The following is a 22,989-nucleotide window of genomic DNA, read 5'->3' on the forward strand; positions in this document are numbered from 1 at the left end:
CACAATCTTCCCTGGCGTGATCGACCTATTGCCCCGGCAGAACGCGGATCGCATAGAGGCTGAGGCTTTTGCCCTCGCCGCTGATGTCACTGTTGATGACGATCTGGCCAGGCGAATTCGGCGCGAGGCTGCGGTCGAAGGTGATCTTGAACAGCATGTCGAGCCGCTCGTCGTGCACGGTGAAACGGTGGCGGCCGCATTCGCCAAGCGACGAGAAATTGCACTCGACCACAAACTCGGTGGTCTTGCCCGGTTGCGCCTGCACGGTCAGCGCCAGTGTCGAGGTTTTCCCCGAAAGCTCCGCCAGGACCGCAGCCGGAATCTCGATGGTGATGTCGCCTTCCGCCTCGGCAACGGACGAGGTCAGCTGGAGGCGCCGGCCGCCTTCGTCATCCAAGGGCTCGGCCTTTGCGCTTGTTCCGGGTACAACCGCTGCAGCTTTCTCAGGCGTAAAGACCTCCACCCAATCACCGGTGAAGCCTTGCTGCGCGCCGAGCGTCTGCAAGCCGGCCGCACCATCGAAATCTTCCGACGCCACCGATGCCGGCGGGTTGGCAACGTTCGTGTCGCGTTCGGCGGCGGATTTCAGCAGATCGTTGGTTTGCACCCACCACACGGCGGCGCCCGCCGCGGCGGCGAGCGTGACGACGACCATGGTGAAGGACAGAAGACGGCTGCGCTTGCGGCGCCGCTTGCGACCGGTGTCTGCGCGGACTTCCGGCGCAGCACCGGCGGTTTCCGCGCTCTTCGTGGCGCTGTCGACGGCGGCACGCGTCGAGACGACCGGGCCGTCGCGATCAGCGCGCAGGCTACCGAGCCCGCCGTCGCCTGTCGCCTGGCGGGGGGCGTCGCCTGCAAATCCCGGCTCCCGGCGACCGGGCGCCGGCGCCTCTGGTTGAGGCTGCGCCTGAGACTGGGCGGGAGACTGGGCCGGAGACTGGACTTGCGGTTCGACACGCGGCTGCCCTGACCCACGCGAACGCGTGGCATCGCCGAGGCTGGCGACCGGCGGTGCTGGCTGGCGCGCCCTCAGGGCCGCCCTCTCCTCCGTTTCGATCGCATGGATGACGGCTTCAAGCCGATGGCGCTGCTGGGCGATGACGTTGACGTCCTCGATCCCCTGTTTCTGCAATCCCGCTTCGAGCGCCTGGCGGGCAGATTGGTAGATGCGCGCCCGCGTTTCCGCATTGGCGCGCTCGGAACGCTCAAGCGCATTTCTGATCGCAGTCTCAAGTCCGCTCACATCAAGTCCTTCTGTGTAGGCAGGGCTTTAGACCTGCCGGCGCGCCGCAGCTGATCGGTACTCCTCGACTTGTCCGCAAGGGCCTAACGGTTAAATCTGGAGGCACGCCGTTGGTTTTGTTAACAATTGCGTAACCGCTGCTTCGAGAATCCGCAAGCCCGACGACCACGTCGACCGGCCAAGGCCGGGGAAAACGCCGCGCCGCGTGAGGGATAGGCGAATGGGAGCCCGTAGCGCAGGCAGCCAAACCAGCACTTTGCAAGCGACCAACTTGCTGCTATTTGTTTTGACGTTTACGCAAACGTCAAAATTTGTTGCAATCAATCGAGGGATGGAGAAACCGATGCCGCTTCCGCCAATTCTTTCCGGAACGACAAGACTGCCGGTTGTCGGCGCGCCCCTGTTCATCATCTCCAACCCGCAGCTGACGATCGCCCAATGCAAAGCCGGCGTGATCGGCGCCTTCCCGGCACTCAACGCCCGGCCGCATTCGCAGCTCGACGAATGGCTCGCCGAAATCACCGAAACGCTTGCCGATCACGACGCCAAGAATCCCGGCCGGCGCGCAGCACCCTTCGCTGTCAACCAGATCGTACACAAATCCAATGCGCGCCTCGAGCAGGACCTGATGCTGTGCATCAAGTACAAGGTTCCCGTCGTCATCTCGTCGCTCGGCGCCGTGCCCGAAGTCAACGCCGCCATCCATTCCTATGGCGGCATCGTGCTGCATGACGTCATCAACAACCGCCATGCCAATTCGGCGATCCGCAAGGGCGCCGACGGGCTGATCGCGGTTGCGGCCGGCGCCGGCGGCCATGCGGGCACGCTTTCTCCCTTCGCTCTCATCCAGGAAATCCGCTCCTGGTTCGACGGGCCGCTGCTTCTCTCCGGCGCGATCGCCACCGGTGGCGCCATATTGGCGGCCCAGGCGATGGGCGCTGACATGGCCTATATCGGCTCGTCCTTCATCGCCACCGAAGAGGCCCGCGCCAGCGATGCCTATAAGCAGATGATCGTCGACAGCAACGCCGCCGACATCGTCTATTCCAACTATTTCACCGGCATTCACGGAAACTACCTGAAACCGTCGATTGCCGCCGCCGGCATGGACCCGGAGAACTTGCCCGAAGCCGATCCATCAAAGATGGATTTCGCCCAGGCGACGGAAGGCGCCAAGGCCTGGAAGGACATCTGGGGCTGCGGCCAGGGCATCGGCGCGGTCAAGGAAGTGACGTCCGTCGCCCGTCTCGTCGACCGGCTCGAGCGCGAATACGACGCCGCCCGCACCCGCCTCGGCCTGCATTCCGCCCCGGCCACGGCCACCAACAAGGAATTTTCAACTTCTCGAAACTGATGGCTTGAAATCTTGGCGCTTTGCGTTTATCAGCGCCTCACATTCGTTCCGCGGTCTTCCGCGGAACCGCCTCCGGGCCGCTTTAGCTCAGTCGGTAGAGCACATCATTCGTAATGATGGGGTCACGTGTTCGAGTCACGTAAGCGGCACCATTCTTCTCAAGCACTTGTTGTTGTTGTCGTTGTTGCGAGCTTCGTAGCGCCAACTCGCAGAAAATCGCGCGCCGCGAAGGCAGATTTTCCTGGCCCGATCCTCCGAAAGAAGACCTCCGGTACAACGCCGGCTTTCCGGGAAAACGGGCGCCGTATGGTTTTCCATATCCCCTTCGTGCACCTACGAAGCTCGGCCGGCAAGTGCATTGCGCCATTTCGCGATCCGAACGACGCGACCCTCGGGGTCACGCCTTATCGAGTGCCCGTGCATATTCGGGAAGAGATTCCGCTGCAGATCGCGGACGATCCGCGGCGCGTCGCCGTAGGGGGCGACAATGTCCATCACCCAGAGATGTTTGCCGGCCGCCCAACGGTCGGCCGGCGGATTTCTTCCGTGGGAAAGCATCGCCTCATGGCATTCGTCGTCAAGAAAAGCCCAGGTAACAAAAGCGGTAGGGCCGAGGTCGTCATTGCCGTAGATTTTACATTGCCCGCTTTTCAACGCCGGAACGATGTGCCTTTCGACCTCGGAAATGGACCAGTCGCTGTAATGGGAATCCATGGCGACGGCTATGATCATCCCCAATGCTTCGAAGATATTCCCCGTTCTCGGATCGTCGCTCGTCGTCATTCATCGTTCTCCGAAACTGTCTTGCAATGCCTTGAGGATGGGTTCGAAAAAGTAACTGATCAGTCGCCGCTCGCCGGTGATCACATCAACCGTCGCTGTCATCCCAGGTGAAAACGCCGCCATGCGGTCGCCGACGGCGATACCGCTCTGTTCGGGTTGAAGCCGGACGGCATAGACCCAGGGCCCGCCTGGCGTCTGTTGCCGAGCGTCGGCGCCAACGCTTGAAACGGTTCCGCGGACAACACCAAAGCGCTCGGGCGGAAAGGCATCAAACTTCACGAATGCCCGCTGACCCGCTTTAAGGAACCCGATATCCCGATTGTCAAAGAACGCTTCGAGTTCAATCTTGTCATCGGACGGAACCACCGTCATCAAGGTGGCACCAGCCTCAACAAATCCGCCGATCGTGTGCACCGACAGGTTTTCGACCCGACCGTTGATTGGGGCCTCAAGCGAAAGATCCGCGAGCCGGCGTTCGGCAGCACCCAACTCGCCCTGCAAGGCCTTCAACGCAATGGATGCGGCGCTGAGCTGCTTTCGATAGGTGGAGCGCACTTCCGATATCGCGCTCTTGCGCTGCGCCGTTACAGTCTGAGCTTCGGCATCAAAGCCGGCCAACTCGCGCTCGGCGATAAGAACCTCGTTCTTGCCGGCGTTGATGAGCCGCGAGCGTTCAAGGTATTCGGAATTGCTGATCGTGCCTTGCTCTTTCAAGGACGCAGATGCGGCGAAACGTTGCACGAGAATGTTCCATTCGGTGCGCGCTTTCTCGATGCGAGCGACCTGAACGCCCTTCATCTGCTCGATGCGGAAAATCTGTGCATCGATTTGCGCAATCCGGTCGCTCAGCGCCGATAGAACCGCAACTGTTAGCGCTTCGGTGTCGCCAGAACCTGCCCCACTCTCCCGCCGCAGGACGGTCAGGCCACCGTCAACAAAATCCTCGCTGGCGGGATCGCCACCGTCCAGCGGCGAAAGGATCGACCGCGCAACGGCTCTATCCTGAGTCTGCCTGTTGATTTCAGCCTTAATGCGATCAATGTCGCTTCGGACCGACGTATCATCCAGCTCAACAAGCGGTTGGCCCCGCTGCACTGCTCCGCCTTCGGTAACATGGATGGCTGTAATCTTGCCGTCGCCCCGGGGCTGCAGCGTCTGGACGCGGCCTGCCGGTACGACTTTGCCCTGACCGCGCGCTACGATCTCGGTTCGGGCAACATAGCTACCGGCGACGGCCACCGCAAAGAACCCAACGAGCAGCCAGACGGTTATGCGAATGGTCGGAGAAGCCGGCGTCCCCCATTGCTGGCTTGTCATGCTGGCTCCGCCATTGCGTGTTCCGTTGGAGCCGCCTGGAGGCTTGCAAGGTCAACGACGTTGACGTCCAGGCCAAGAAGCTCCGGGTGGTGTGTAATCACGATCAACGTTCGATGACGTGCCAACCGTTTCAACGCCTCGATAATGATGGCGGCCGACGCCGCATCGAGTGCGCTTGTGGGCTCATCGAGCACGAGTGCGGCGGCATCACAAAGCAACGCCCGCGCCAGAGCCAGGCGCTGCCGTTGACCACCCGAAAGATGGCCGCCGCGTTCGCCGACATCGGCTTGCAGGCCGCCCGGAAGCTGTGCCACCACTTCGTCGGCAGCACTGTCAGCCAGCGCCCTCTGGATCTCCGTTTCCGTTGCATCCGGTCGCGCGAGCAGCAGATTTTCCAGCACGGTACCGGAAAACAACACAGGCTCCTGCGGCAGGTAGACGACCGCGCGTCGCACGCTTTCGGGATCGCAAGCGCTGATGTCTTTGCCATTGACCCGAATCGTCCCGGTCTCTGGCGTGTAGAGGCCAGACATCAGTTTCGCCAACGTCGATTTGCCTATGCCGGAGCCACCGACGATGATGGTTGGCCGGTTGGGTTCGATATTGAGGGTGAGGTCACGGATCACCGGGCGGTCCGGTACGTAGCCAAACGAAACGCCGCTGAGGCTGAGCCGCAAGGGGCCTTCTATGCGCAACGGCGGCCGGGCAACCTCGGTCTCCACCGGCCTGTTCAGGAAATCACCGAGGCGAAGACGCGCGACGCCGATTCCCTGCCATTGCTCCCATATGGACGAGAGCGACATGATCGGCCCGGCCACCTTCTCGCTCAGGAGATGGAAGGCAATCAATTCGCCAAGCGTGATCTCGTTCTGAAATACCAGCTTTGAACCGAAGTAGATAATCAGGATAACGGAGCTGTTCTCAAGGATGTCGCCAACGAAACCGTCGGCGATGTTGAGTTTAGCAACCCGAAATTCCGCTGTAAGACCGTCCTCCAGCGTCTCCTGAAACCGCTCGGCTTGCCGCCGTTCGGAGGCCAGCGCCTTGACGGTGATGACATTGGCAAACGTTTCGACAAGCCGAGACTGATGGCGCGCACCGGCAAAAAAGGACGCCTGCATCCGTCGCCTGAGAAATGGCCCCATCACTCCGAAGGCGGCCAATTGCAACGGAAGCATGATCAGAACGACCGCTGTCAGCAACGGGCTGATGGACAGAAGCGCGCCGATGTAAATGGCAGCGAAAAGCACATCGAGCACATAACCGGACATCGTCCCCGTCAGAAATGCTCGAACGGTGTTGATTTCGCCCATACGCGCCAGGGTTTCTCCGACCTGCCAGCGCTGCAGGAATTGCAGCGGCAGGCCGAGAACGTGCCGGAAAATCCGGCTCGCCATTTCCGCGACGAGGCGGTTGCCCATATGGTTGCCAAGGTAGGCGGACAGCGCCTGCAGCGTAGCGCTCATCAACGTGACGAGCGCCAAGACGACAACGATCAGGGTCAGCGTCGCTTCCCGCTGAAATGGCAGCACGCGATCGATGATCGCCTGGAATACGAATGGTTGAACCAGTCCGAGAAGTCGAATGACCACCGCCACGACCATGAGTTCGGCGATGAATGGCGTGTAACGGAATGTCGACTGAGTGAACCATGCCAGCGGTGCGGGTCGCGATTGACCTTCCTGCGCGTCTCGCAAATTCCCCTCCTTCACACGCCCCTCGCGTTGAGCAACGTTTATGCATGAATCGATAAAAAGACAACCGATGCGGGAAGACCATTGACATGCTTCGCGCAAAATGATCGCCTACCAACGCAATCGACGCGTGTGTCAGATTGTTGATTTATCGTATAGCGAACAAGGGGATTTCAATGGGTAGCAGAGACAGAGGCAGTAGCGGTGGCGTAAACAGGCAAGCCAAAACGAACCGCGACGGTTCGAAGAACATTCGCGACGGCTTGACCGACCAGGGCCGACAGGCCCGAGATCGCTCGCCCGGCCGTTTCAACGGAGCAGATCACCTTTTCCAGGACCGCAATGGATCGGGTTGCACCTCCTGCCATGTTTCCGAACCTGACAGCAGCATCCGTAACCAATTTCGCGGTAGGAGTTGGTGAAGGCAGAATTTAGCCCTAGAAAAGAGGCGGCGCGACTTTACAAGGCCGCGCTGCTAACAAATTCAGGATCATCTATGCGCATTCGGTTTTTAGTTGCAGGGCTTGCCACGCTAGTTGCCTTGGGTAGTGCCGGATATGGGACGCATCAGCGCGGCGACTACAACAAGTACGTTGATCTAGCCATAAACGAACACGGTCCAAATATTAACTTCGTGTATGTCCCTCAATTTTTCCGTGATGAACCGGGACATTTTAGCGTCGCAATCGATGCGGACATGCCGCGAAAGTACTCGGATTACGTTAGGAGCGTGTATGCGTTCCTCGCAAGAGTGAGCAATCGTACGGTTGATTTCGAGATGGTTTCTGCCGGCGCCCTAATGAAAGCGGACCGGTTTGTTTATGTCGGAAGCGACCCCAGCAATGACGTTGATCCGCACACGTTCCAAAGTCCCTTTGCGGCAAAATTGCGCTCATCGCTATCGAGAATATACCCGAATGAAAACGATGAAATATACTGGAGTATACTTAATTTATATTTGCCAGGATATTATGGGCGACCTCTATTTTTCAATTCTGATTTTGCAACGATGGATTTTAAACGCGCGCAAAGTGAAAAAACATATTCACTTAAAAGCAATCGCATCGAGAAGGCGGCGGTATATGTTAATGTCCCACCAATACCAGACGCTCCAGAACAAGATGTCGAGAGATTCACGAAATTCATTATTATTCAAGAGATATTCCAAGAGTACAATGTGGCGCCTGACATTAACGGTAGTGACTTTCAATTGAAAACTATACTAAATGACAATGATGGCGCTTTGTTAGACACTCGCGGGGTAGAAACCATGCGTGGCGCGTACAATACAGCATCCTCTGCTTTGTGCCCGTATGATGTCATGTTGACGTCTCAACTGCATGCCAGGCCAAATGCAAACCCTGAGCCTGTTGGTTTGCTCACTTACCTTGGCCTCTACGCTCAAGCGTATTGGTATCGCTTTACGTCTCCGTCCGATTTATTTGACGACCGCTGCTGGTAGCCTTCGAAGAAGCCCCGCTTTCGAAAATTTCGCCGTTTCAGAGTTGTTAGAACAGGCGCCGGAAGGAGACCCTAGAATGATAAGCGCAACGCCTGCATTAATATCTCTTTCTCTCTATATATTGATTTGGGACAAACTTCCGTTTTGGGGGAATTGGTTCAACTATGCTTTGGATAAATGTCCAACTTGGATGCAGACTTTATATGAGCAGTGGCGGTGCCCATTCTGCGTGGGGTTCTGGCTAGCGGGCTTTGTACATTTGACCGTTGGACTATGGACGGTAGGAGAACTGGAAACCTACCCAATTTTGTCGGGCTGGCCGACCTTTGCACTGTATATTTTTCTCGATTGTCTTTCCTGCGCAACGCTCGTCTATGTCGGAAACTTGATCGTGAGCGTGCTGCTCTCATCGACAATCAGAGGTCACGAGATAAAGACTGACTATATGCGAGCGGCATCCGCGGACCGTGAACGAGAGTCGACCTGAAGAGGGTGCGTGCTCATCGGCGCAAGCAATCGCGTCGACCGGTGTTCATTCGCGGAGGGTCTGAAAGAAAGAATGTTGTTTAATGCAGTCTTTGCGATAATCGTCGCTCTTTCACTACCCATCATCGTTGGAATGCGCAGTGTTGCACCTGTCGTGTTATGCGCATTCCTTTCCTTCGCTATTGCTGTGTTTTGCGGCATCCCAATTGCGGGGTTGGCGGGGAGGTTCTTTGAACCTTTGGGTTTCCTCTATTTCCTTCTCGTCGCCCTTCCAGAAGAAATCAGCCGTGCAGTCGGATTGTTGATTCTCTTGAAAATTTTCGCGAAGAATCAAATTGATACCTTTGATCTGCTCGCAGGGTTTGGCATAGCCATAGGCTTGTTTGAGTTTGGTTTGAAACTTCTACATCTGTATGGCGACGGCTACCCCTGCACTCTCGCAGATTTAACGACGCAATGCCTGACGAGCCAGGCCTACACCAACGTTGTCCTCGGTTCGACGATTTTGATGCACGCATTCTTGACGATCGGGTATGCCCAGCTCTTCAATAGAAGCAGTTGGTGGCGGTGGTCGTTGGTCGTGCTATGCGCAACCATCACGCATGCGGCTCTGAACAGCCTATCTGCCGACTCTGCCGGCGACATATTTCCCTTTCAGAAGCTTCCGCTCTTCCACATCGGTGCAATTCTGTTCTACCTGGCGATAATTGCTGTATGCCGGAGCCGCAGGTCTGCTAAGGCAGTCTGACAGAGCCTCGGTATGCGTACGGAGGATCGAATGAGCCGCCGCCGCCTGTTCTGCAAGTTCAGAACTGACGGCAAGCTGAATGCGCATGGCGACTGCGTGCGTGGCCGCCTGGGCGAGCATGGCGAACTGATCTTGGAACGACGGGGCCGCGCCTATGCGGCCTGCACCTTCCAACCATGGTCGGCATCCAACATAGTACCGGGTGTCGCAACGCCGTCGAGAAGAACTTCCAGACCTTGAGCGCTCGGCAGGTGACGCCTTTCCGGGAACCATGGCCGATGGGGGTCGACGGCAATCAGCATCCCCTCGTCATTGCCGATCGCGCCGAAACTGGAAGAGGCCGGTGCGAGTGTTCCGACGCCGAATGTCCAGACAGCTTCGGCAACAGTACCCTCGACATCGCCCGTTGGAAGTCCGACCTCACTGAGGCAGGACAAATCGGACCCGCTGAAGGGCAGCTTCGCCGCAGGGCCGACCAATCGACGGCGGCCGATCAATTCAAGGACAGAGCTATCGGGACCGTCGAAGTAGACAGATTTTGACTGCCAATCTCCCTCGAGGACGTGGCACTCGTTACCATCCGGCTCTCTTTGAAGAGGTGTGCGTTGCTTCAACCAGGCGATTGCGGCATCAAAGCGCTCATAGGGTACGTTGAAAGCCAGATGCACACCGCGCGGCGCCGCCTGCATGGCGGGGATCAGCCGAATTTCGCTCCACCCCACCTGGATGGAATTCCCGATCGTCGGCAATTCCAGCAGGTCGCGAAAGAAGCCCGCACTCTTCGAAACATCGGATGTCGGCAGTGACAATTTTCTTATGCGCATAGAAACCCGATCCCGTCGCGAGCCAATTCGCTTTGTCGGGCGAGGTATACGACCTCAAGATAAGTTGAGGTCAAGACCGCTCCCGACGCGAATTCACGGCTCATGGGATAATCCGGCTTCGCCTTCTGCCTGCGCCGTGCAAGCGCATCGCAGACAAGTTGATCCCGTGTTGGGAAGGACCCCGAACGCCCTCTGTTAGAAGTCTGAACCCATGGTCAAAGCAGCAAAAGCTTCTTCAGAACCGAGAAGACTTCCTTGTAGGGCAGCCTGGTGGCGCCGGCGACCGCGAAGGGAATGAGGGCTGCGGCGGCGACAGGCACGACCGCGTTGCGACTGATGAGCATGGTTGAGAGCTTGTTGGTCGTGTCGAACAGCTTGCTTGGGTCGGCAATCTCCTCGTCCGGTTCCGGGCCGGCATCAGCAGCCACGTTTCGGCCGAGCACCTTGCGCTCGGCGGCGCGGTGGAAACGCGTCGCCTGTACACCGAGCATCAACAACCCGTTTTCCTTGAGCCGTGCAAGCGGCTGCGAGAAGGCCGACAAGGGATAGGCGAAGAACGCGATCACGATCGCCAGCCAGCCGCCCATGATCATGCTGAACGTCGTCATCGAGAGCGTCTCTTGCAGGAGGTGCTTCATGACTGCAGCGGCGATCGCCGCGCTCATGCCGAAGACGAAGAACATATAGGCGTTCGGATATTGCGACAGAAACCCGAGCCCGCCCTTGCTATCGGGATGGGCCGCCACGAGCCGAAGCTCGAGCCCGGCGATCTTTCGCAGCAGTCGCGCCCAGACGAAGTGCCGCCATACCCCGCGCAGGAACAGAAAGACGAAGAACGGCAGGCTGACGCAGATCGACCACCAGCCAGCCGCAGTAATCCTGTTGCCCTCGGCCGAATGCGCCACAGCCCAGGACGAAATGTCCGACGCGTGAAAGTTCAGGAAGGAAAGCAGTGCGGCCATCGCAGCGAACGCGAGGCAGACCAGTTCGGCAAGCCGGCTATCGCGCTGTTTCAGTGCCGTCGAGATGGCTTGAGCGGCAACCGGCATCGAGGTCGGTGCAATCAGCGGTGCCCGCGCGAACTGTCCGAGCTTGGTGCGCAGACCCCGCTCGACCTGCTGTTCCGCCAGCACGAAGGCGGCAATGGCAATGAAGAACTTCGCCCACACGCCCGGATCGGTCAGGTAGGCGCCTTGGCTGTGATCGAGCGACAGGCTCTCTGGCAGTCCGAGCAGAAAGGGAACGCCCCAGGCAAGGGCAACGAAAAGCAATGCCCTCTTGCCCGACTGCAGGGCGTTCGCGCGCAGAAGTTTCAGCCGGGTCTGAAGCTCGAAGAACGGGCCGCCGTGGGACGCGAGATATTCAGCGATCTTGCCTTGCCGAGCCGCTGGAGCGGCTTCCGCCGCATCGCTGCCGGGTGCCCGGTCACTGGGGGCCGCACTCATGAGCGTTAATCCTCCACGACCTGCCAATTGTCGTTCGGGTTGAACTGTCGGATGCCTGAGGCAACGCTCTCGGTCTTGTCACCGAGATCGGCCTGATAGACGGTGCCGTTGCGGTTGACGACGAAGCTGTGAACGCCTGTCACGCCATACTTCACCGGCCAGGCGACAAGCCCGAAACCGGCGATCATGTTGCCGTTGATGATGTAGTCGAACTTGCCGCCGGCGATGTTGTCACCCTGGCTCGTCAGCACGCGATAGCGATAGCCGAAGTAGCCCTTGCCGGCCTGTGCCCTGGCGAGCACAGCGCCGTCGGCAAGCGCTTCGCCAGCCGGGCTTTGCGGCTCGCCTTCGGTAGCGGGCCAATAGAGCCCATCCGTCTTGCCCTCGCTGCTGATCAGCTTCTGCGCGTATTCCAGAACGCCGTCACCATCGTGATCTGCAAGCGCGTACTCCTCCTGGGCCTCGACATAGGCCCGCACCGTGGCGATCGTGTCGAGTTCATTGCTCCCGACCAGACGATTGGCGATCTCCTCAAGACCGGTATAGGTATCGAAGGCCCACTTGCCATCATCACCCTTGGCGATCGGGAACGGGAAAGGCCAGAGCACATCGCCGATCTCCAGCACCTTGCGGTTCTCGACGTCCTCGACCGTCACCTTCTTCTTCACCCCCGCCTGGATATCGGCATAGGCGTCCATGACACCGTCGCTCGCCTTGGCCTTGGCGGCGTCCAGACCCACCAGGTTCGCGAGCTTGTCGAAATCACCTGAGGCGACCGCCGACTTGAAGGCGTCAACCGCCTGATCGGGCGTATCGAACGCCGGCGGATCGCTGGCCGCGGCATAGTCGGAAAGTGGCGCCCCGGAGCCATCTTGCGCTGAGACAGCCATCGCAGAAGCGCTGGCGACAACGACGCCGGCGATCGTGGACAGGAGCAGATTGCGTGCGATCTTGATCATTTGCGTTCTCCCCCCTCGATCTACCGGTGCCGTCCGCCGCCGCCGCGACGGACCTCTCGGTGCGGCTGACCGCCGCCGCGATGGCCGCCGCCAAGCGCCTGACGGCCGCGGTCCGACTGCACCTTGGTCACTCTGCCGCTCTGCACCTGGCCAAGGGCCGATGGTTTGCCGCCACCACCGCGCTCGATCTTGCCACCCGGCTTCGGCTTGGCGATCTGACGATCGTTCCTGGCGGCGGGCCTGGCGTTGCCGATCTTGTCGGCGCCCGCGGGTCGCGATTTGATCTGGTTGCCCGGCTTCCGATCGCCAAGGCCGACGTCCGTCCGGCCAACATTCTCCCGCTGGCGCGCCTCGACCTTGCTCTTGCGGACATCATCGACCGAGATCCTACTCGCGCCTCTGTTAGCGACCGTGCCGATCTGGTCGGTGCGCACGGCTTTCGCGCGATTGGCGATATTGTTGCCCTTCACCTGCTCGAAATCGTTCTTCAGCGACGTGCGATCGATCTTGGCGAACTGGTTCTTGTCAAAGCTGATCTTGCTGCGGTCGACGTTCTTCCAGTCGATATCATTGAACTTCACCTTGCCGTTGATGTCGACATTGTTGAAGCAGTGGTCGCAGTCGATGTCGATGTCGCCACCGTTCCAGCGGCCACCCCAGACGCCCCAGTCATCCCAGTCGACGGCCGCGGCAAAGACGGCGCCGGTAACAACGCCGGCAAAGAAGGTCGCCGTCGGATAGTAGTAGTTCGGGTAGGGCTCGGGATAATAGGCGATCGGGGCCGGCGCATAACCCGGATCGTAAAGCATCTGCGGCTCGTACTGTGGCACGTAGATCTTTTCCGGATTGGCGGCTTGGATCACGACATTGTCGTTCTCCTGCTTCACGACCACCTTGTCGTCTGACTTGATGACGCCATCGGCGACAGCCTTGTCGCGCAACTGCTGAATGGCGACCAGGACATCCTTTTGCTGATAGGCGAGAGCATTGCTGAGTGCCTGGGTCCAGTCCAGGTCGTCGCTCATCATCTTGACGATCTCGGGATAGTTCAAAAGCGAAACGACGCTGCCGTCCCAAGTGTCCTTCGGCTTCAGGTCCTTCTTCGACTTCGAGTCCTCGAGGAAACGTTCCGCCTCAACGATCTGCAGCGGATAGAGCGAGGCGGATGTCACCAGGGCCACGAGTTCATCTGGATAGAGCGCGATGCGCGCAACCAGGACCTCTAGCTCTTCCTCGCTGAGCGGCTGGGGCGCCTCTTCGGCCGGCGCCTGGGCCGCTGCTTGCTCCTGCGCGACGGCACTTTGCATCGCAAATGAACCGGTCAACAAAGCAAGCAATGCCATCGTCGGCGCGCGCAAAGAACGAGGTCGGTCAAACATGGTCTCTCCTCTAGTCCGGCGTTTCGTTCCGCTAGAGAATGCACAAGACGAAGCAATTGCAACCGAAATTACGACAACCAGGAGTAAAACAAGGCGCCCACGCTTTCCAGGCGAGCCGAACATTATGCCGAATTTCGGAACAGTGACCGCCGATAGATGGATATTCACCCGAAAGCTGCAATGAAAGAACATGTCCTCATCAACGATCGAGCGGCTACCGATCCAATCGGAGCCTCGAGCAGAGGAGATACGACGGTGAAAGGCTTCACACTCAAGAAACTGGCCACTGTTCTTGCCGCCTCGGCAGCGCTTTACTCCACCACCCTGACGCCGGCGCAGTCTGCAGACCCATCCGGCAGCAGGGTTGTGCAGGCCCCGGCCGGAGAGGCCGCGCAGGGCGAAAAGATCCGGCTGACGCAGAACAGCCCGGCCTATTGGACCGTTACCTTCAACAATCCGCCGCTCAACATCGTTGGCCCGGCAGAGGTTCGTCAACTCGTGAAGATCCTCGACCAGATCGAGGCCGACCCGAACGTCAAGGTCGTCGTCTTCGACAGTTCGGTGCCGGGCTATTTCATGGCGCACTACGACCTTTTGAAGCCACTCGAAGATTCGACCGGCATGCCTGCCGGCCCGACCGGCATGCATCCGGTGCCAGACTTCATGACCCGCCTCAGCCGCCTCAAGGCCGTGACGATCGTTTCGCTGCGCGGGCGGGCAAGCGGCATCGGCAGTGAACTGGCGCTCGCCGCCGATATGCGTTTCGCCAGTCGCGAGAAAGCAGTACTGTCGCAATTCGAAGTCGGCGCCGGTTTCGTCCCAGGCGGCGGTCCCATGGCCTACCTGCCTCGTCTTGTCGGCCGCGGCCGGGCAATAGAGATCCTGATCGGCGCTGACGATTTCAATGGAGAACTGGCCGAGCGCTACGGCTATGTGAACAGGGCGCTGCCGGATGCCGAGCTGGACGCCTTTGTCGACGGTCTGGCCAGGCGCATCGCCTCGTTCGACCAATACGCCATTGTCGAAACCAAGAAGTTGATCGATCGGGCCAGCCTGCCGCCAGAGGAGGAGATGCAGCCAGGTTGGGACGCATTCATCACCTCCGTACAACGGCCGGCCGCTCAGTCCCGCGTCAAGGCGCTGGTCGAGCAGGGTCTGCAGCAGCCCGGTGACGTCGAGAAAAATCTCGGCCAGTTCACAGCCAAGTACAAGGAATAGCCGAGCCCCATCCGATTGGCGGCCCGATGTGGGCCGCCCTAGCCCAGGGAGAGAAAGATGAAGATACTCATGGTTCTGACGTCGCACGACCAGCTTGGCAATACCGGCAAGCCGACCGGCTTCTGGCTCGAGGAATTTGCCGCACCCTACTACGTGTTCAAGGATGCCGGCGTCGAGATCACGCTTGCTTCGCCCAAGGGCGGCCAACCGCCAATCGATCCCAAGAGCGACGATCCGGGCAACCAGACCGAGGCGATGGCCCGGTTCAAGGAGGATCCGGCAACGCAGCGGGTCTTGGCAAACACGCTCCGGCTCGCCGACGTCAAGTCAGACGGTTTCGACGCGGTGTTCTATCCGGGCGGCCACGGCCCGATGTGGGATCTCGTCAACGACCGGAACTCGATCGCCCTGATCGAGAGTTTCTATAACGCCGGCAAGCCGGTCGCCGCGGTCTGCCATGGGCCGGGGGTACTCAGCAAGGTCACCTACCAGGGTGAACCCATCGTCAAGGGAAAGCGCGTAACCGGTTTCACCAACTCGGAGGAAGAAGCCGTTCAACTGACGAAAATCGTCCCATTCCTGGTCGAAGACGAACTGAAGCGTCTCGGCGGCCACTTCGAGAAGGCGGCCGACTGGGCGGATTTCACCGTCGTCGACGGCCGCCTCGTCACCGGGCAGAATCCGGCATCCTCGACTTCAGGCGCCAAAGAACTGTTGAAGCTGTTGCAGTAGGTCCGAATGACGACGGGCCGGCGGCCGGCAATCCTGCCAGCCGCCGAGCCTTACCCAACTCGCATGAAACGCAACTCGCAAACCCTGCCGCAGACCTGCTCGACCGGCGTTACTTCAAGTTGCCGTCGCCGCTGCGGTCCGCGGTTTTGAAGTCCGCCATCACCTGATCCAGGAACTCCTTCTCGGTGATCTTGCCGTCACCGCTCGCGTCGGTGGCAGCAAACTGCTGGGCGTTCAGCGCTTGCTTCGTCTCGTCGGGACTGAGGCTACCGTCCTTGTTTTTGTCCAGGTTGGCGAAGGCCGTTTTCATGAAGGCCTCATATTCAGACCGCTCGACCGCGCCGTCCTTGTTGCTGTCGAGCGCACTCATCTGCCCCTGGTTCATGGTCGCAGTCTGTTGCTGAGCGACCGCAGGGGCGACCTGGCAGAGCGCAGCCAAGCCCAAGAGAACGATTTTTCTCATTCGACACCTTCCACGATCAATAATAGCGGCACGTCAGCGCGTTGCCGGCTGCGGCACCAAGCGTTGCACCACCGCCAACCGCCCAGAGCTGGCCCGTTCCCGAACCGATGGTCGAGCCGATCAGGCCGCCGACGATCGCGCCGCCCACGGTTCCGGCAATGCAGCCGAATTCGTTTCCGGTCGGTCCCGATTTGGACACGTAGGCGGACTGGCACCCGGACAAGGCAAGAGCGCCGGCAAGAATGAGAGTTATGGTCTGCTTGCTCATTTTATCCTCCAATATGGCCGTCTGATTGCAATAGAGATCGGCGGAGGCGCCATTGAGTGGCGTCAGATGTAAATAAGCTTCGGAGTATGATCCCCCGATACAGGAGAGACTCTTCTGTTCGGACAGAAGCAGTCCACGGGTTAAACACGCGGTCTGGCGACAAAGGCGCCTGAACCGCGGGCGAATACTACCCCTGAGCGGCAGTAATGACAACGTTTCGCTTGACGATCGGTTCCGGTGGATCGTCCTCCTCTTTTTGGAGCTGACCTTCCCGAAGACGGGTGCGACAGCGCCCTGCCCTATTTTTTCTAGGATCTCCCTCGAAATATCGTCGTTTGTGCCTTGGGAACGAGCAACTTAAGTCTTCCTCGTCCTGTCGGTCGGTCCTGTCCAAATCCTTGTGTCAGCGGAGTAGCGACGGACGAAATGCCCTTTCAGGCGAAATGACCCGATAAACTGTCGCCGTCTGCGGCCGACGACGCCCCCTTTGTCCTGCGCCACGGACGGCGTCCCTATCGAGAAAGAACACATTGAATGGATGGAATGACGGCAATCAAATTAGGTCTTGCTACTGCGATCTTCTCGACAATCACGGCAACCGTCCTTGCCGCCGACGGCGAAGGGGCGCGGATAGCGGCGGCGGCCGACAAAGCGATCCGCCCGGTCATGCGTGAACACCAGGTGCCGGGCGTGGCCGTCGCGGTCACGGTCGACGGCCGCCACTACTTCATGAACTATGGCGTCGCCTCCAAGGAAACAAACGCACCGGTCACCGAGAACACGCTGTTCGAACTGGGCTCGATCAGCAAGACCTTCGCCGCGACGCTCGCGTCCTATGCGCAAGCACTCGGCAAGCTCTCGTTCGAAGACCATCCCGGCAAGTACATGCCGGCGCTCAGCGGCAGCGCGATCGACAACGCGTCCCTTCTTCATCTCGCGACCTACACGGCCGGCGGGTTGCCGCTGCAGTTTCCCGGTGCCGTCAAGAACGACGCCGACATGGTGAGCTATTTCAGCACATGGAAACCCGACGCCAAACCTGGAAAGAAGCGACGCTATTCCAACCCGAGCATCGGCCTCTTCGGCCACACCGCGGCGCTGGCGATGGGCGGCAGCTTCGGCGACGCTCTCGAGACGGAACTGTTTCCCAAGCTCGGCCTCAAACACAGCTATGTCACCGTGCCCAAGGACGCGATGAGCAGCTACGCCTGGGGCTACGGCAAGGCCGACAGGCCGATCCGGGTCAATCCCGGCGTGTTCGACGCGGAAGCCTACGGCGTGAAATCGTCGGCTGCAGACATGATCCGCTTCGTCGAGGCCAATATCGACCCGGGACCGTTCGACGGCACTGTTCGCCGCGCGATCGAAGGAACCCATATCGGCTACTTCGACAGCGGCAAGATGGTTCAGGGCCTCGGTTGGGAGCAGTACTCCTATCCGGTTTCGCTGGAGCGGTTGCTTGACGGCAACTCCCGTACCATGGCGCTCGACGCCCACTCCGTCAAAGCGCTGGATCCACCAAGGCTTGCGGATGGCGCAACGCTCTACAACAAGACCGGCTCTACCAACGGCTTTGGCGGCTACGTCGCCTTCGTGCCGGAAAAGAAGGTCGGCATCGTGCTTCTCGCGAACCGGAATTTCCCCATCCCCGAGCGCATCAAGGCGGCCTATGCGATCCTCGAGACGCTGGCTGCGTCCGCACAATAGGTGATTTCGGCGCCCGCCAGACAGAATGACTTCGCGTTGGGGCACACGTCCAACGCGGCGTCTTCGCCCTTGTCGACAACCTGATCGCGAATCTTCAACCTGTACCCGCTTGCATATTAGCCTCGAGTGTTGTCATCTTCCCTTCGCGAAAGCGCTGTGAGATGCGACTGGGTTAAGTGTTCCGGGGACTGTCTATGTTTGAGTGGGGACGTTTGCATACTTCTGCGCTGGGCAGATTGACACGCGGGAGAACAACGGCTTGCACGATTGCGCTGCTGGCGGCTCTTGCCGGCTGCGGCGGTCATGCCAAAGGTGTGATGGCACCTGTCGCGCTGACCTCTCCGACCCCCGGTACATCGACGGTCGACATGCTTGTCGCAACGACCCGCCAGCCTTCGGGCGACCCGGCAACGCTGTTTTCAGGCGAACGCGACGCCAACACCTTCCTCACGGACGTTGCCGTGTCGATCCCGCCCGAGACGGTGCGCAAATCGGGCACGGTACAGTGGCCGCGCAAGCTGCCGCCGGATCCGGCCAAGGAATTCGCCGTCACGCGCGTGCGTGAACTCCAAACACTCGATGAGGCCAAGTCCTGGTTCTTGCAGCACGATGTCGGCGGCCATGCCTTCGTCTTCGTCCACGGCTTCAACAACCGCTATGAGGATTCGGTCTACCGGCTTGCACAGATCGTCCATGACTCGGACGTCCAGGCGACGCCTGTCCTGTTTACCTGGCCATCCCGCGCCAACGTCTTCGACTACAACTATGACAAGGAAAGCACGAACTATTCGCGCACGGCTCTCGAAGACATCCTGAAAAAGCTCTCCGACGCGCCGAAGGTCAAGGACATCACCATCCTTGCCCATTCGATGGGAACGTGGCTCACGATGGAATCGCTCCGGCAGATGGGCATTCGTGACGGCAATGTGCCCTCCAAGGTCAAGAACGTCATCCTTGCCTCGCCCGACATCGACCTCGACGTTTTTGCCAAGCAGTTCGTCGAGATGGGTGACAAGCGGCCGAAATTCACGATCTTCGTTTCGCAGGATGACCGCGCGCTGGCGCTTTCCAGCTTCATTTCCGGCGACGTCTCCCGTCTCGGTGCTATCGACCCATCGGCTGAGCCCTATCGCACCCAGTTGGAACGGGCCGGCATTACCGCCATCGACCTGACGAAGGTCAAATCCGAGGACAGCCTGCACCACGGAAAATTCGCGGAAAGCCCGGAAATCGTCCAGCTCATCGGCACGCGGCTTGCCACGGGCCAGACACTAACCGATTCCGATATCTCGGTTGGAACCGGCATTGCAGCGGTTGTCGCCGGTACAGCCAGAAACGTCGGCAATGTCGCGGCTGTCACCGTCTCTGCGCCGGTGTCGATCCTGGAAAATCCGCAGCCGGCGAAGAAGAAGAGGGTGGTCGTTGGAGATACGCTCTCAAGCAACACGCCGCAGCCGGTGAAGATCAAGTAACGACCAGCGGCTGCCGTCTTTTGCGACGGCCGGCCATCAGCCGTCGTCGCCGACGAAGCGGTAGCCGACGCCCGGCTCCGTGCGGATGATTTTCGGATCGGCCGGGTCGCGCTCGATCTTGCCGCGCAACTGGCCGATGAAGACCCTGAGATAGTGCAGGTCCTCGCCGTGGGCGACGCCCCAGACCGAGGTGAGCAGCGTCTTGTGGGTGACGACGCGGCCGGCGTGATGCGCCAGCATGACCAGGAGATCATACTCTTTCGGCGTCAGGCGCACCGGCTCGCCATCCTTCGTCACCACGCGCTTGATCGTGTCGATCGCCACGCCGTCGGCAGAGAGCTGCGTCTGGCCGCCATCCATCTGGACGCGGTGGCGCAGTGCCGTCCGGATGCGGGCGGTCAGTTCCCCGATGCCGAAGGGTTTTTCGATGTAGTCGTCGGCGCCAAGGTCAAGAGCCGCGATCTTTTCGCTTTCGCGGTCGCGGGCAGACAGAATGATGATCGGCACTTGCGACCAGCCACGCAGATTGGCGATGACCTCCTTGCCGTCCATATCCGGCAGACCGAGATCGAGGATGACAATGTCGGGTGCGCTCGTCGCCGCCGCCTTCAGCGCCGCGGCACCGGTCATCGCCTCCAATACGTCATAGCCGGCGGCACTCAGCGCCGGCTTCAGGAAGCGCTGGATCTGGGGCTCGTCGTCGACAACGAGGATACGCTCAACGCTCATGCACGGTCCTTTTCGGAAATTTCAGCCTTGGCGGCGGGAAAACGCATGGAAACACGCGTGCCGCGGCGTCTGAGCGCCGGGCTTTCCGCCTTGATCTGGCCCCCCATGGCCTCGACGAAACCCTTGGCAATCGAAAGCCCAAGGCCCGTCCCCGGCGTGCGGCCATCCGCCTTGCCGCGGCGGAAGAATTTTTCGAAAACCTGCTCGAGATCCTTCGGCGCGATGCCCTTTCCAAGGTCGGTCACCGACAGCACGATCTCGTTGCCGTCGCACCGGGCATAGATGCTGATCGGCTCGTCGCCGCCATACTTGTTGGCATTGTCGAGCAGGTTGAAGAGCACCTGCCCGAGAAGCACGCTGTCGCCGCGCATCAAAGGCAGATCCGGCGCGATGCTTGTCTCGATCTCGCGCTCGGGGAAGTATTTGCGAGCGCGATCGACCGACGCGCGCACAGCATCAGCGACATCGACCCAATCGCGCTTGGCATTGACGGTGCCGGCCTCGATGCGGGTCATGTCGAGCAGGTTGGCAACGAAGCGTGTCAGGCGACCGCCCTCCTCCTCGATCGATTTCAACAGATCGTCACGGCTTTCCGGCGGCATGCGGTCGCCGAGCTGGCGCAGGCTGGTGACGGCCCCGGTGATGGTTGCAAGCGGCGTCCGCAGGTCGTGCGAGATGGACGACAGGAGTGCTGCGCGGAAGCGCTCGCCTTCGAGCTTTGCCGCCTGGTCGAGGCTTTCACGCGACAGGCGCGCCCGGTCGACGGCAATCGCCGTCTGGTCGAGGATCGCCGCCAGCGCCCGCTCCTCGTTGATCTCCAGCGGCTTGTCCGCCTGGACGAAGCCGCAGACGCCGACAACACCATGCGGGCTCGTCAGCGGCCGGAAGTGAAACGGGCTGTTCGGCAGCGTGCCCGTACCGTTGCCGGCCGGCTCCCTCTTGTCCATCGCCCAGCGCGCCGCCATGACGTCGGTGACGTCGAGCTCGGTGTCCGGCGGCCAGGCCGCTTTCAGTTGCAGGTCTCCGTCCTCCGGCAGAAGCAGCGCCGAACTGCGTTTCAACGTCGATTGCATCTGCGTTACGGCCGCCCACAGCACATCGTCCGCCTTGGCGGTGCCGGAAAGCTTGCGGGAAAAATCGTAGAGCGCCTGGGTCGCGGCTGCGCGTTGACGCGCCGTCTTTGCCTGTTCGCGCACCCGCGATGCGAGGCTGCCAGCAAGGGTCGCAGCGACAAGGAAGATGACGAGCGCAAAAACCTCGTGCGGCTCGGCGATGGTGAAGGTGCCGGTCGGCTTGATGAAGAAGAAGTTGTAGGCGAGCACCGAAAACAGCGACGCGGCGATCGCCGAGATGTGGCCCGCATAGGTCGCCGAAGCGAGAACCGCGAGCAGATAGAGAAGCGAAATATTGGGCAGGACGATGAAGTGACCGAGCAGCAATCCGACCGCCGTTGCCCCGGCGACCGACCCGGCGGCGATGGCGACGGCGCGCCCGGTTCCCGGTGGCAGCGTCTTCTTCATCGCTGACCGCCGCTTGGCGGGCACGGTCTCGCGATCGGTGACGAGATGGATGCCGACACCGGACACGCGTTCGGCCAAAGCGTCAGGGAGCGATTGGCGGAACAGCCGCATCGGAAAGGACTGACGCCGCGCGCCGATGACGATCTGCGTCGCATGTTCGCGGCGCGCGAGCTTCAGGATTTCCTCGACGAAGTCGTTGCCGATGATGCGGCGCGTCTCGGCACCCAGCTGCTCGGCGAGCCGAAAGGTCTCGTCGAGCCGGCGCACGTCGTCGCCGTCACCGCTTTCGCGGTCGGCACGTTCGATGAAGACGACGATCCAGGGGGCATTCAATCCCTCGGCGAGCCGGCTCGCGGTGCGGACCACCTTCTCCGACAGGGGATCGGGACCGATGCAGACAAGCAGCCGCTCGCCACTCGCCCAGACCCCTTCGATCGCATTCTGCTTCAGGTAGTCGACCATCTGGTCGTCGACCCGGTCGGCCGTGCGCCGGAGCGCCAGTTCGCGCAGCGCCGTCAGGTTGCCGAGGCGGAAGAAGCGGTCGACCGCGCGCTTGGCGCTGTCGGGCAGATAGACCTTGCCTTCCTTCAGCCGCTCGATCAGTTCGGCGGGTGGCAGATCGACCAGCAGCACCTCGTCAGCGCGCTTTAGCACCGTATCCGGCACCCGCTCGCGCACCGGTACGCCGGCGATCTGGGCAACGATGTCCGAGAGGCTTTCGAGGTGCTGAATGTTGAGCGCGGTCCAGACATCAATGCCGGCGGCGATCAGTTCCTCAATATCCTGGTAGCGCTTCGGATGCCGGCTTTCGGCCGGATTGCTGTGAGCGAGTTCGTCGACAACGATGATCTTCGGTCGCCGCGCAAGCGCCGCATCCAGATCGAACTCGGAAAGAGCACGGCCGCGATGGTTCACATCGCGGCGCGGCAAGATTTCCAGGTCTTCAATGAGCGCGGCGGTCTCGCTGCGCCCGTGGGTTTCGACAAGCCCGATGACGATATCGACGCCATCTTGCTTGAGCCGGCGGGCCCGCGTCAGCATCGCATAGGTCTTGCCGACGCCGGGCGCGGCACCGAGGAAAACGGTCAGTTTTCCTCGGTGATCCTGCGCAGCAAGAGCCAGTAGCGCGTCTGGGTCGGGGCGACTTTTGGCGTCGCGATCACTGTCGGGCATGCATTATCTCAGG

At 60.4% G+C, this 22,989-nt stretch carries 19 protein-coding genes and 1 tRNA gene; 8 read left to right on the top strand and 12 right to left on the bottom strand.

Annotated elements, in window-relative coordinates; all coding sequences use genetic code 11:
- Positions 1 to 25: 25 nt before the first annotated feature.
- On the bottom strand, positions 26 to 1,243 hold the full coding sequence (locus BBX50_RS01115; protein WP_065773487.1) for a biotin transporter BioY: 1,218 nt from the start codon (positions 1,241 to 1,243) through the stop codon (positions 26 to 28).
- A 343-nt stretch (positions 1,244 to 1,586) separates the two neighbouring features.
- Between BBX50_RS01115 and BBX50_RS01120 the strand changes: the two genes are divergently transcribed.
- Together BBX50_RS01120 and BBX50_RS01125 are read left to right on the top strand one after the other, a co-directional pair.
- The gene (locus tag BBX50_RS01120; RefSeq protein WP_065773488.1) at positions 1,587 to 2,597 is read left to right on the top strand and encodes a nitronate monooxygenase family protein; all 1,011 of its coding nucleotides are present in this window, start codon (positions 1,587 to 1,589) and stop codon (positions 2,595 to 2,597) included.
- A gap of 76 nt (positions 2,598 to 2,673) precedes the next feature.
- Positions 2,674 to 2,749, top strand: a tRNA-Thr gene (locus BBX50_RS01125).
- A 181-nt stretch (positions 2,750 to 2,930) separates the two neighbouring features.
- Here BBX50_RS01125 and BBX50_RS01130 read toward each other — a convergent pair.
- The 3 genes from BBX50_RS01130 to BBX50_RS01140 are packed head-to-tail and all read right to left on the bottom strand — an operon-like array spanning position 2,931 to position 6,301.
- On the bottom strand, positions 2,931 to 3,380 hold the full coding sequence (locus BBX50_RS01130; protein ID WP_065773489.1) for a toxin-activating lysine-acyltransferase: 450 nt from the start codon (positions 3,378 to 3,380) through the stop codon (positions 2,931 to 2,933).
- A complete protein-coding gene (locus BBX50_RS01135) occupies positions 3,381 to 4,697 on the bottom strand; it encodes an HlyD family type I secretion periplasmic adaptor subunit (RefSeq protein ID WP_065773490.1) in 1,317 nt (438 codons plus the stop codon).
- Positions 4,694 to 6,301: a peptidase domain-containing ABC transporter gene (locus tag BBX50_RS01140; RefSeq protein ID WP_083213862.1), complete on the bottom strand. Its 1,608-nt coding sequence runs from the start codon at positions 6,299 to 6,301 to the stop codon at positions 4,694 to 4,696. The genes BBX50_RS01135 and BBX50_RS01140 overlap by 4 nt, the downstream gene beginning before the upstream one ends.
- A gap of 508 nt (positions 6,302 to 6,809) precedes the next feature.
- Here BBX50_RS01140 and BBX50_RS01145 point away from each other — a divergent pair.
- Both BBX50_RS01145 and BBX50_RS01150 read left to right on the top strand, forming a co-directional pair.
- Complete coding sequence (locus BBX50_RS01145) at positions 6,810 to 7,853, top strand: hypothetical protein (RefSeq protein ID WP_139108377.1); 1,044 nt, start codon at positions 6,810 to 6,812, stop codon at positions 7,851 to 7,853.
- 496 nt (positions 7,854 to 8,349) lie between these two features.
- Positions 8,350 to 9,087, top strand: coding sequence for a hypothetical protein (locus BBX50_RS01150; RefSeq protein ID WP_139108378.1), 738 nt, complete (start codon positions 8,350 to 8,352; stop codon positions 9,085 to 9,087).
- A 152-nt stretch (positions 9,088 to 9,239) separates the two neighbouring features.
- On the opposite strand, the gene BBX50_RS01155 is transcribed toward BBX50_RS01150, so the two are convergent.
- From BBX50_RS01155 to BBX50_RS01170, 4 genes are all read right to left on the bottom strand, one after another.
- Positions 9,240 to 9,911 carry a glyoxalase/bleomycin resistance/dioxygenase family protein gene (locus BBX50_RS01155; protein ID WP_065773494.1) on the bottom strand — a complete coding sequence of 224 codons (672 nt, stop codon included), beginning with the start codon at positions 9,909 to 9,911 and terminating at the stop codon, positions 9,240 to 9,242.
- A gap of 215 nt (positions 9,912 to 10,126) precedes the next feature.
- Complete coding sequence (locus tag BBX50_RS01160; RefSeq protein ID WP_065773495.1) at positions 10,127 to 11,356, bottom strand: hypothetical protein; 1,230 nt, start codon at positions 11,354 to 11,356, stop codon at positions 10,127 to 10,129.
- Between the two features lie 5 nt (positions 11,357 to 11,361).
- Positions 11,362 to 12,315: a DUF2950 domain-containing protein gene (locus BBX50_RS01165; protein WP_065773496.1), complete on the bottom strand. Its 954-nt coding sequence runs from the start codon at positions 12,313 to 12,315 to the stop codon at positions 11,362 to 11,364.
- Positions 12,316 to 12,335: 20 nt separating this feature from the next.
- Positions 12,336 to 13,622, bottom strand: a complete 1,287-nt coding sequence (locus BBX50_RS01170; protein ID WP_244513249.1) for a DUF3300 domain-containing protein — start codon at positions 13,620 to 13,622, stop codon at positions 12,336 to 12,338.
- A gap of 438 nt (positions 13,623 to 14,060) precedes the next feature.
- Here BBX50_RS01170 and BBX50_RS01175 point away from each other — a divergent pair, with 438 nt between their 5' ends.
- Positions 14,061 to 14,912: an enoyl-CoA hydratase/isomerase family protein gene (locus tag BBX50_RS01175; RefSeq protein ID WP_244513250.1), complete on the top strand. Its 852-nt coding sequence runs from the start codon at positions 14,061 to 14,063 to the stop codon at positions 14,910 to 14,912.
- Between the two features lie 57 nt (positions 14,913 to 14,969).
- A complete protein-coding gene (locus tag BBX50_RS01180) occupies positions 14,970 to 15,644 on the top strand; it encodes a type 1 glutamine amidotransferase domain-containing protein (RefSeq protein WP_065773498.1) in 675 nt (224 codons plus the stop codon).
- A gap of 109 nt (positions 15,645 to 15,753) precedes the next feature.
- Here the strand turns inward: BBX50_RS01180 and BBX50_RS01185 are convergent, their stop codons facing one another.
- Both BBX50_RS01185 and BBX50_RS01190 read right to left on the bottom strand, forming a co-directional pair.
- Positions 15,754 to 16,107 (bottom strand): EF-hand domain-containing protein, encoded by a 354-nt coding sequence (locus BBX50_RS01185; RefSeq protein WP_065773499.1) that lies wholly within the window; start codon positions 16,105 to 16,107, stop codon positions 15,754 to 15,756.
- 16 nt (positions 16,108 to 16,123) lie between these two features.
- On the bottom strand, positions 16,124 to 16,375 hold the full coding sequence (locus BBX50_RS01190; RefSeq protein ID WP_065773500.1) for a glycine zipper 2TM domain-containing protein: 252 nt from the start codon (positions 16,373 to 16,375) through the stop codon (positions 16,124 to 16,126).
- Positions 16,376 to 16,918: 543 nt separating this feature from the next.
- Between BBX50_RS01190 and ampC the strand changes: the two genes are divergently transcribed.
- A complete protein-coding gene (gene ampC, locus BBX50_RS01195) occupies positions 16,919 to 18,082 on the top strand; it encodes a class C beta-lactamase (RefSeq protein WP_065773501.1) in 1,164 nt (387 codons plus the stop codon).
- A 194-nt stretch (positions 18,083 to 18,276) separates the two neighbouring features.
- Positions 18,277 to 19,554: an alpha/beta hydrolase gene (locus BBX50_RS01200; RefSeq protein WP_065773502.1), complete on the top strand. Its 1,278-nt coding sequence runs from the start codon at positions 18,277 to 18,279 to the stop codon at positions 19,552 to 19,554.
- Positions 19,555 to 19,590: 36 nt separating this feature from the next.
- Here the strand turns inward: BBX50_RS01200 and BBX50_RS01205 are convergent, their stop codons facing one another.
- A complete protein-coding gene (locus tag BBX50_RS01205; protein ID WP_065773503.1) occupies positions 19,591 to 20,283 on the bottom strand; it encodes a response regulator in 693 nt (230 codons plus the stop codon).
- Positions 20,280 to 22,976 (bottom strand): sensor histidine kinase KdpD, encoded by a 2,697-nt coding sequence (locus tag BBX50_RS01210; RefSeq protein ID WP_065773504.1) that lies wholly within the window; start codon positions 22,974 to 22,976, stop codon positions 20,280 to 20,282. The genes BBX50_RS01205 and BBX50_RS01210 overlap by 4 nt, the downstream gene beginning before the upstream one ends.
- Between the last annotated feature and the right edge of the window lie 13 nt (positions 22,977 to 22,989).

The organism is Ensifer sp. LC11, assembly GCF_001695835.1.
Lineage (GTDB): Bacteria > Pseudomonadota > Alphaproteobacteria > Rhizobiales > Rhizobiaceae > Ensifer.

Coding starts and splice junctions, on each gene's coding strand:
- BBX50_RS01120 (WP_065773488.1), top strand. CDS start 1,587: ATGCCGCTTCCGCCAATTCTTTCCGGAACGACAAGACTGCCGGTTGTC.
- BBX50_RS01130 (WP_065773489.1), bottom strand. CDS start 3,380: ATGACGACGAGCGACGATCCGAGAACGGGGAATATCTTCGAAGCATTG.
- BBX50_RS01135 (WP_065773490.1), bottom strand. CDS start 4,697: ATGACAAGCCAGCAATGGGGGACGCCGGCTTCTCCGACCATTCGCATA.
- BBX50_RS01140 (WP_083213862.1), bottom strand. CDS start 6,301: ATGGTCGTGGCGGTGGTCATTCGACTTCTCGGACTGGTTCAACCATTC.
- BBX50_RS01155 (WP_065773494.1), bottom strand. CDS start 9,911: ATGCGCATAAGAAAATTGTCACTGCCGACATCCGATGTTTCGAAGAGT.
- BBX50_RS01160 (WP_065773495.1), bottom strand. CDS start 11,356: ATGAGTGCGGCCCCCAGTGACCGGGCACCCGGCAGCGATGCGGCGGAA.
- BBX50_RS01165 (WP_065773496.1), bottom strand. CDS start 12,315: ATGATCAAGATCGCACGCAATCTGCTCCTGTCCACGATCGCCGGCGTC.
- BBX50_RS01170 (WP_244513249.1), bottom strand. CDS start 13,622: ATGCAAAGTGCCGTCGCGCAGGAGCAAGCAGCGGCCCAGGCGCCGGCC.
- BBX50_RS01180 (WP_065773498.1), top strand. CDS start 14,970: ATGAAGATACTCATGGTTCTGACGTCGCACGACCAGCTTGGCAATACC.
- BBX50_RS01185 (WP_065773499.1), bottom strand. CDS start 16,107: ATGAGAAAAATCGTTCTCTTGGGCTTGGCTGCGCTCTGCCAGGTCGCC.
- BBX50_RS01190 (WP_065773500.1), bottom strand. CDS start 16,375: ATGAGCAAGCAGACCATAACTCTCATTCTTGCCGGCGCTCTTGCCTTG.
- ampC (WP_065773501.1), top strand. CDS start 16,919: ATGACGGCAATCAAATTAGGTCTTGCTACTGCGATCTTCTCGACAATC.
- BBX50_RS01200 (WP_065773502.1), top strand. CDS start 18,277: ATGTTTGAGTGGGGACGTTTGCATACTTCTGCGCTGGGCAGATTGACA.
- BBX50_RS01205 (WP_065773503.1), bottom strand. CDS start 20,283: ATGAGCGTTGAGCGTATCCTCGTTGTCGACGACGAGCCCCAGATCCAG.
- BBX50_RS01210 (WP_065773504.1), bottom strand. CDS start 22,976: ATGCCCGACAGTGATCGCGACGCCAAAAGTCGCCCCGACCCAGACGCG.